Here is a 7,987-nt window from a genome sequence, read left to right as displayed (position 1 = left end):
GGCTCCACCAGTACAACCACCACCGCGCCCACACCGCCCTCGCCGGACGACCACCCATCAACCGCGTCAACAACCTCGCGGGTCAGTACACCTAGCCGGTCGGTTGCTCCCGCGCGCGCAGCCAGCGTTCCCTGTGCTCCTGGAAGGAGATGCCGCCCGTCACCCTGTTGACGACGTCCACGACGACCTCGCGCGGGAACAGGCTGCCGTCGCCGCGGCTTCCGACGGTCTGCAGGAAGCGGCTGATGGTCGCCTCGTCGAGGTCGGCGAACAGCTCGGGGTACAGCTCAAGGTAGCGCCGTGGCATCAGGCTCCAGCCTTCGTCGGGGTGGGCGGAAGACTAGGACAGCGGTGGTGCCCACGGGGCGCATCACCGACAAACTCACAGAAACCGCACATGGAACGTCCTGCCAGACTGTGCGGGTGAGCAACGTCGAGACCGACCCGCACGAGACCGTCTGCCACGGCGCCGACGGGGCGGCAGCGGGTGACCACCACGTCGAGGTGCTCGAGCCCCGTGACGTCCCCCTCGGCGGACCGCGGGCCATGACCGTCCGGCGCACGCTGCCGCAGCGCCGGCGCTCGATGATCGGCGCGTGGTGCTTCGCCGACCACTACGGCCCCGACGACGTCTCGCGGACCGGCGGCATGGACGTGCCGCCCCACCCGCACACCGGACTGCAGACGGTGAGCTGGCTGTTCACGGGGGAAGTCGAGCACCGCGACAGCCTGGGTACCCACGCGCTGGTCCGCCCCGGCGAGCTCAACCTCATGACCGGCGGCCACGGGATCGCCCACTCGGAGGTGTCGACACCGGGCACGACCACGCTGCACGGCGTGCAGCTGTGGGTGGCCCTGCCCGACTCCGACCGTGACGCGCCGCGCGACTTCCAGCACCACGCGCCGACCCCGGTCGAGCTCGAGGGCGCGACCGTGTCGGTGTTCCTCGGCTCGCTGGCGGGACAGGTGTCACCGGTGCGGACGGCCACCCCTCTGCTGGGCGCCGAGGTCGTCCTGCAGGCCGGCGCCCGGCTCGAGCTCGCCGTCGACCCGTCCCACGAGCACGGCGTCCTCGCCGACACCGAGGGGGTCGAGCTCGCCGGCACCCTCCTCCCCCGGGCCGGCCTGGGCCACCTGCCGCCCGGGGTCGGCTCACTCGTCCTCGCCAACCGGTCCGGCACCACGGCACGTGCCCTCCTGCTCGGCGGGCCGCCGTTCGAGGAGGAGATCGTCATGTGGTGGAACTTCGTCGGCCGCAGCCACGAGGACATCGAACGGGCGCGCGAGGAGTGGATGGCCGGCTCCGACCGGTTCGGCGAGGTGCAGGGGTATGCCGGTGCCGTCCAGCACCTGCCCGCCCCCGCGTTGCCGGCCGTGCGGATCCGCCCGCGCCGCAACGCCTCCCGGGCCGACCGGGACTCGTGAGCCGCACAGACCCGTTGCGCCGCAACCCCCGCAGGCTCCTCCTCGGCGCCGTCGCCGTCGTGGTGGTCGCTGCCGCGCTGGCGCTCTCGGCATACGCAACCACACCCCGCACGCACGGCGTCGCGGGCGACTGGCAGGCGAAGCCGCTGGACGGGCGAGTCGTGGGTCGGGTCCTGCTCAGCGGCGACCACACGGCGCTGGACCTGCGGACCGGGAAGTCGGTCTCGCTCGGCTCGGCCGCCGGCGGACGGGCGTATGCCGGGGACGGGCGGCTCGTCGTCGCCGGCACCGGCCGGGTGGACTCGGTGGGGCTCGACGGGACGGGCCGCTGGACCTGGCGGCCGCCGCCCGGCCTGGCGGCGGTGCCGCTGGCGGCCCGGCGCGGCAGCACCCTCGTCGCGGCGTGCCCGGCCGACGCGTCGGCGCCGTGCGACCTCGTCGGGCTCGACGCCGGCGGGCACGAGGCGTGGCGCACCACCGGCTCGGGCCGGGTCGCGGTGCCGGAGGGGCAGGGCCTCCCGCACGTGTACGCAGCCGCGTCCGGCGGCGGGGTCGTGCTCGTCGACCCCGTGGACGGCCGGCAGGGGCTCGTCCCCGGCGACCAGTCCACCGGCGTGCCCGACGGTCCCGTGGTCCTGTCCGCGGTGCAGGACGGCCGGTGCGTCGTGGCGGCGTACGACGGCGCGGACCCGCTGTGGACCCGGGTCCTGGGCGCCTGCGCCGCCGGCCCCGGCCCGCGCGTGACGTCCGTGACGGTCGCTCCGGGGACCCTCGTCGTGGACGGGCCCGACGGCGGCACCGGGCTCGACCCCGCCACCGGGCGGGAGCAGACCGGTTCGGGCCGGTCCGCCGCGGTGACCGGTGACGTCGTGGCGCGCACCGCGGGGCTCGCGGTCACCCGCGAGCGCCACAGCACACCCCTCGACCCGCTGCGGTGGGGCTCCCCGACGACCGTCCTCACGGTCGTCGACACCGGCAGCGGGCGCGAGGTCGGCCAGGTCGCCTCTACCGGCCGCCTCGACCTGCTCCTGCTCGACGGCGACGGGCTGGTCGTGCGGACCGACGACGGCGTCACCCGGTACACGCTGCCGCGGCGCTGACGCCCCGCGCGGTCCGGCAGACTGTCGCCATGGCCCCCACGTCCCAGCGGCCCCGGCGCACGGGCGCCGCGACGTACCTGCCGCTCGTCGTCGCGATCTGCGCGATGGTGCTCGTCCGCGAGCTCGTCACGGCGCTGTGGCCCGACCTGTCGAGCTGGGTCGCGTTCCTCGCGGCCCTGGCGGTCGGGTGGGTGGCCTACGCCGGCGTGGAACGGTTCCTCGCCCGACGCGGGAAGGACCGCCCATGACCACCACCTCCCTCGCCCCCGTCCTCGTCACCGGCTGCTCGTCGGGGATCGGCAGGGCCACGGCCGAGCTGCTGGTCAAGGCGGGCCACACCGTCTACGCGACAGCGCGGCGGCCGGAGACCCTGGCCGACCTCGAGTCCGCAGGCGCTCGCGTGCTGGCGCTCGACGTGACCTCCGAGGAGTCGATGACCGTGGCCGTGCAGGCGGTCCAGGACGAGCACGGCCGGGTCGGCGCGCTCGTCAACAACGCCGGGTACGGCGAGTACGGAACGATCGAGGAGACCGACCTCGACAAGGTGCGGCAGATGTTCGAGACCAACGTCTTCGGCCTCGCCCGGCTGACCCAGCTCGTGCTCCCGGCGATGCGCGCGGCCCGCTCGGGCCGCATCGTCAACATCGGCTCCATGGGCGGCCGGCTCACCTGGCCGGTCGGCGGCTACTACCACGCCACCAAGTACGCCGTGGAGGCGATCAGCGACGCCCTGCGCAACGAGGTCCGCCCCTTCGGCATCTCCGTCAGCCTCGTCGAGCCGGGACTGATCCGCACCGGGTTCGAGGAGACCGCGCTGACGTCCGAGGCGCACGCCGACACCGACGGCTCGCCGTATGCCGGCCTGCTCACGGCCAGCGCGAGCATCACCACGGGCGGCTACTCCAACCCGCTGCTCGCGAGCGGCCCCGAGGCCGTGGCCAAGGTCGTCCTCAAGGCGGTGGAGTCGCGCGCGCCACGCAGCCGGTACGTCGTCACCGCCGCCGCCCGCGCCGCCATCACGGCCCGCACCGTCGGGGGCGACCGGGTGTGGGACGCGATCGTCCGCAACCAGTTCGGCTCCCACTGACTGTGGTGGCACCGATCCGCATGCGCATCGGTGCCGCAGCAGCCTGACCACCCCGCGGCGGCCGGGCTGCCGCCGCACGCGCCCGACCTAGACTCGGGCGCGTGCAGTTCCTCAACGGCCTCCAGCCCCAGCTCGACCTGACCTATGACGACGTCTTCATGGTCCCGAGCCGCTCCGACGTCACGAGCCGCCTCGACGTCGACCTGACGACGTCCGACGGCAGCGGCACGACGATCCCCCTCGTCGTCGCGAACATGACCGCGATCGCAGGGCGCCGGATGGCCGAGACGGTCGCCCGTCGCGGCGCCCTCGCGGTGATCCCGCAGGACATCCCAGTCGACGTGGTCAGCGAGGTCACCGCCTGGGTCAAGCAGCGCCACCTCGTCCACGACACCCCGATCACCCTGAGCGCACACGAGACGGCCGGCGCCGCCCTCGTCCTGCTGCCCAAGCGGGCCCACGGCGCCGCCGTGGTCGTCGACGAGTCCGGCCGGCGCCCGATCGGGATCGTGACCGAGGCCGACCTCACCGGTGTCGACCGGTTCACGCAGGTGCAGGAGGTCATGACCCGCGAGCCCGTCCTCGTCACCGACGGCACGGACCCGGAGGAGGCCTTCAACACCCTCGCGACCACCCACCACCACGTCGCCCCCGTCGTCGACGACGCCGGCGAGCTCGTCGGCATCATCACGCGCGCGGGTGCGCTCCGGGCCCGGCTCTACACCCCCGCCACCGACGCGCAGGGCCGCCTGCGGATCGCCGCCGCCGTCGGCATCAACGGCGACGTCGCCGGCAAGGCCGCCGCCCTCCTCGAGGCCGGAGTCGACCTGCTCGTCATGGACACTGCGCACGGCCACCAGGAGAAGATGCTCGACGCGCTGCGGGCCGTGCGGGCGCTCGACCCGCAGGTCCCGGTGGCGGCGGGCAACGTCGTCTCCGCCGCAGGAACGCGCGACCTCATCGAGGCCGGGGCCGACATCGTCAAGGTCGGCGTCGGGCCCGGCGCCATGTGCACCACCCGGATGATGACCGCGGTCGGGCGCCCCCAGTTCTCGGCCGTGCTCGAGTGCGCCACCGAGGCCCGGCGGCACGGCAGGCACGTCTGGGCCGACGGCGGTGTGCGCCACCCGCGCGACGTCGCCCTCGCCCTGGCCGCCGGCGCCTCGAACGTCATGGTGGGCTCGTGGTTCGCCGGGACCCTGGAGTCCCCCGGCGACCTGTTCACCGACGAGCGCGGCCGGCGGTACAAGGAGTCCTTCGGCATGGCGAGCAGCCGCGCGGTGCGCAACCGCACGGCGACGGACACGGCATACGAACGGGCGCGCAAGGCGCTCTTCGAGGAGGGGATCTCCTCGGCGCGCATGTTCATCGACCCCGAGCGCCCCAGCGTCGAGGACGTCATCGACCAGATCGTGGCGGGCGTGCGCTCGAGCTTCACGTATGCCGGTGCGCGGACCATCGAGGAGTTCGCCGAGCGCGCGGTCGTGGGGCTGCAGAGCACTGCCGGCTTCGCCGAGGGCCGGCCGCTGCACACCTCCTGGTGAGCCGGGAGGGTATGCCGCGTGGTCGCTGCCGTCGCCCCCCTCACCGCCCCCGTCGCGCCTGACGAGGCGCTGCGCCGGATCGCCTTCCTGCTCGAGCGCGAGCGCGCCGGGTCCTACCGCGTCGAGGCCTTCCGCAAGGCCGTGGTCACCGTCCGCGAGACGCCGGAGGACGAGCTGCGGGCACGCCACGAGGCGGGCACGCTCCAGGACCTGCCCGGGATCGGGAAGTCCACCGCGGGAGTCGTTGCGGAGTCGCTGGACGGGGAGCTCCCGACATACCTGGCAACGTTGCAGGACAAGGCGAAACCGCTCGTCACCGGTGGCGAGGAGCTCCTCGCGCGCATCACCGGCGACTGCCACTCGCACTCGTCCTGGTCCGACGGCGGGAGCCCGATCGAGGAGATGGTCCTCACCGCCGTCGAGCTCGGCCACGAGTGGCTCGCGCTGACCGACCACTCCCCGCAGCTGCGGGTCGCCAACGGGCTCACCGCCGAGCGCCTCACCAAGCAGCTGGCCATCGTCGACGCGGTCAACGCGTCGCTCGGCGACAGCTTCCGGCTGCTCAAGGGCATCGAGGTGGACATCCTCGACGACGGCTCGCTCGACCAGACCGACCGCATGCTGGGGCAGCTCGACGTCGTCACCGCCAGCGTCCACTCCAAGCTGCGGATGAACGCCGCTCCGATGACCCGGCGCATGGTCGCCGCCGTCTCGAACCCGCGCGTCAACGTCCTCGGCCACTGCACCGGCCGGCTCGTGGAGGGCACGCGGGGCAAGCGGCCGCAGTCGGAGTTCGACGCCCGGGCCGTCTTCGAGGCCTGCGCCGAGCACGGCACCGCCGTGGAGATCAACAGCCGCCCGGAGCGGTGCGACCCGCCCGACGAGCTCGTCGAGCTGGCGATGGAGGTCGGCTGCCTGTTCGCGATCGACTCCGACGCCCACGCGCCCGGGCAGCTCGAGATGAAGGCGTACGGCTGCGAGCGCGCCGAGCGCCTCGGCATCCCCGACGACCGGATCGTCACCACGTGGCCGGTCGAGCGCCTGCTGGAGTGGACGGGGTCCGCGTCGTGAGCCGGCCCCTCGTCACGATCGACCCCGCGGTCGCGGACCCGCCGTTCGAGCAGGTGCGGGCGCAGGTGGCGCAGCGGATCGCCGACGGCGACCTCCGGGAGGGCGACCACCTGCCGACCGTCCGCTCGCTGGCCGCCGAGATCGGGCTCGCCGTCAACACGGTCGCCCGCGCCTACAAGCAGCTCGAGGCCGACGGGCTCGTCACCACCGGCCGACGGGCCGGCACCGTCGTCGCGCCGGGGGCGCTGGCCACGGATATCGCCCTCGGCCGCAGCGCCGCGGACTTCGCCGGTCGAGCCGTGTCCGCGGGTCTGGGCGACACGGAGGCGCTCGACCTCGTGCGCACGGCCCTGCGTGAGGCGAGGGGGTGATCGGCCCCCGGGGCCCGTTTTGGAGATCGGGGCGGGGTACCCCTATGCTTTCGGAGTCCTCGACGGATCCGAGCGCAGTCGCTGGGCGAGGGTTCGGCGAAGTGCCGGTCCCCATCGTCTAGCGGCCTAGGACCCCGCCCTTTCACGGCGGTAGCACGGGTTCGAATCCCGTTGGGGATACTGTTTTGCAAGGCCTCAGAGCCATCCGAGGCCCCGTAGCGCAGTTGGTTAGCGCGCCGCCCTGTCACGGCGGAGGTCGCGGGTTCGAGTCCCGTCGGGGTCGCCCAGTACGAAGGGCCCACACGAGAGTGTGGGCCCTTCGTCGTCCCCGGCCACCGCACTCGCGGCCTCGGTCGAGCGAGCCCCCGGCAGCCTGCCTAGGGTTGTTCCCATGGCAGCAGTGACGGACGGGCTGGACTGGCTCCTCGACAAGTCGGTGGTGCTCGGCTACAGCAAGGTGGGCCCGGCGCTGCGTCGCGCCTGGTGGCCGGCCGACCCCAGGCCCGGCGTCCTCGCCGGTCGCACCGTGGTCGTGACGGGCGCGAGCGGCGGCCTCGGCCTCGCCACGGCGGCCGGCCTGTCCGGGCTCGGAGCCCACGTGCGCCTCGTCGGCCGCGATGCCGACCGGCTGGAGGCCGCGCGCCGGCGGCTCGTCGCCGAGGTGCCGTCCGCCGAGACGGACCTCGACGTCTGCGACCTCAGCGACCTCGACGCCGTGGAGGCGTATGCCGCGCGGCTGCGCGACGAGCTGCCCGCGCTCCACGCCCTGGTCCACAACGCCGGCGTCCTCCCGCCGGAGCGCCGGGTCAGCCCGCAGGGACACGAGCTGACGTACGCCACGCACGTCCTCGGCCCGCACGCCCTCACCTTCGCCCTCGGCGACCTGCTCGCCGGCGGCCGCGTCGTCGTCGTGTCCTCGGGTGGCATGTACGCCCAGCCGCTGCCCGAGGACGACTACGAGTACACGCGCGGCACCTACTCGGGCACCACGGCATACGCCCGTACCAAGCGGATGCAGGTGGTGCTGGCCGAGCGCTGGGCGCGCGAGCTCGACGGGCAGGGGACGGCCGTGCACTCGATGCACCCCGGCTGGGCGGACACCCCCGGGGTGACCGACTCGCTGCCCGGCTTCGCCAAGGTCGCCGGCCCCATCCTGCGCGACGCCCGCGGGGGCGCCGACACCGTCGTCTGGCTGGTCGCGACCGAGGAGCCGACCGGGACCGGACGGTTCTGGCACGACCGCCGGGCGCGGTCCACGCACTACGCGCCCGTGCGGGTCGAGTCCGAGGCCGCCCGCGAGCGGCTCTGGCGCGCGGTCACCGAGGCGACCGGGAGGCCGTGAACGACGAAGCGCCCCGGGACGGGTCCCGGGGCGCTCCCGTGTCTCGA

The 7,987-nt window shown here is 74.2% G+C and carries 9 protein-coding genes and 2 tRNA genes; 10 read left to right on the top strand and 1 reads right to left on the bottom strand.

What is annotated here, in order from left to right; genetic code table 11:
- Nucleotides 1-91: 91 nt before the first annotated feature.
- The gene (locus ACFUC1_RS12325; RefSeq protein ID WP_379120096.1) at nt 92-307 is read right to left on the bottom strand and encodes a hypothetical protein; all 216 of its coding nucleotides are present in this window, start codon (nt 305-307) and stop codon (nt 92-94) included.
- Between the two features lie 116 nt (nt 308-423).
- Here ACFUC1_RS12325 and ACFUC1_RS12320 point away from each other — a divergent pair, with 116 nt between their 5' ends.
- The 10 genes from ACFUC1_RS12320 (at nt 424) to ACFUC1_RS12275 (ending at nt 7,940) form a co-directional block, all read left to right on the top strand.
- On the top strand, nt 424-1,425 hold the full coding sequence (locus ACFUC1_RS12320; RefSeq protein WP_379120094.1) for a pirin family protein: 1,002 nt from the start codon (nt 424-426) through the stop codon (nt 1,423-1,425).
- Nucleotides 1,422-2,525, top strand: a complete 1,104-nt coding sequence (locus ACFUC1_RS12315) for a hypothetical protein (RefSeq protein WP_379120092.1) — start codon at nt 1,422-1,424, stop codon at nt 2,523-2,525. The genes ACFUC1_RS12320 and ACFUC1_RS12315 overlap by 4 nt, the downstream gene beginning before the upstream one ends.
- A 29-nt stretch (nt 2,526-2,554) precedes the next feature.
- A complete protein-coding gene (locus ACFUC1_RS12310) occupies nt 2,555-2,773 on the top strand; it encodes a hypothetical protein (protein ID WP_379120090.1) in 219 nt (72 codons plus the stop codon).
- Nucleotides 2,770-3,612: an oxidoreductase gene (locus tag ACFUC1_RS12305; protein ID WP_379120088.1), complete on the top strand. Its 843-nt coding sequence runs from the start codon at nt 2,770-2,772 to the stop codon at nt 3,610-3,612. Before ACFUC1_RS12310 ends, ACFUC1_RS12305 begins: the two co-directional genes overlap by 4 nt.
- Nucleotides 3,613-3,713: 101 nt before the next feature.
- Nucleotides 3,714-5,156 carry a GuaB1 family IMP dehydrogenase-related protein gene (locus ACFUC1_RS12300; protein ID WP_379120086.1) on the top strand — a complete coding sequence of 481 codons (1,443 nt, stop codon included), beginning with the start codon at nt 3,714-3,716 and terminating at the stop codon, nt 5,154-5,156.
- Nucleotides 5,157-5,174: 18 nt separating this feature from the next.
- Nucleotides 5,175-6,227, top strand: a complete 1,053-nt coding sequence (locus ACFUC1_RS12295; protein ID WP_379120084.1) for a PHP domain-containing protein — start codon at nt 5,175-5,177, stop codon at nt 6,225-6,227.
- The gene (locus tag ACFUC1_RS12290) at nt 6,224-6,598 is read left to right on the top strand and encodes a GntR family transcriptional regulator (RefSeq protein ID WP_379120082.1); all 375 of its coding nucleotides are present in this window, start codon (nt 6,224-6,226) and stop codon (nt 6,596-6,598) included. The genes ACFUC1_RS12295 and ACFUC1_RS12290 overlap by 4 nt, the downstream gene beginning before the upstream one ends.
- A 107-nt stretch (nt 6,599-6,705) precedes the next feature.
- Nucleotides 6,706-6,778 (top strand) — tRNA-Glu (locus ACFUC1_RS12285).
- 29 nt (nt 6,779-6,807) lie between these two features.
- Nucleotides 6,808-6,881, top strand: a tRNA-Asp gene (locus ACFUC1_RS12280).
- 108 nt (nt 6,882-6,989) lie between these two features.
- The gene (locus ACFUC1_RS12275; protein ID WP_379120080.1) at nt 6,990-7,940 is read left to right on the top strand and encodes an SDR family NAD(P)-dependent oxidoreductase; all 951 of its coding nucleotides are present in this window, start codon (nt 6,990-6,992) and stop codon (nt 7,938-7,940) included.
- Nucleotides 7,941-7,987: the final 47 nt, after the last annotated feature.

This window comes from Pedococcus sp. NPDC057267, from assembly GCF_042668795.1.
In the GTDB taxonomy this organism is placed as follows: domain Bacteria; phylum Actinomycetota; class Actinomycetes; order Actinomycetales; family Dermatophilaceae; genus Pedococcus.
This window is presented reverse-complemented; position numbering and strand designations above follow the sequence as displayed.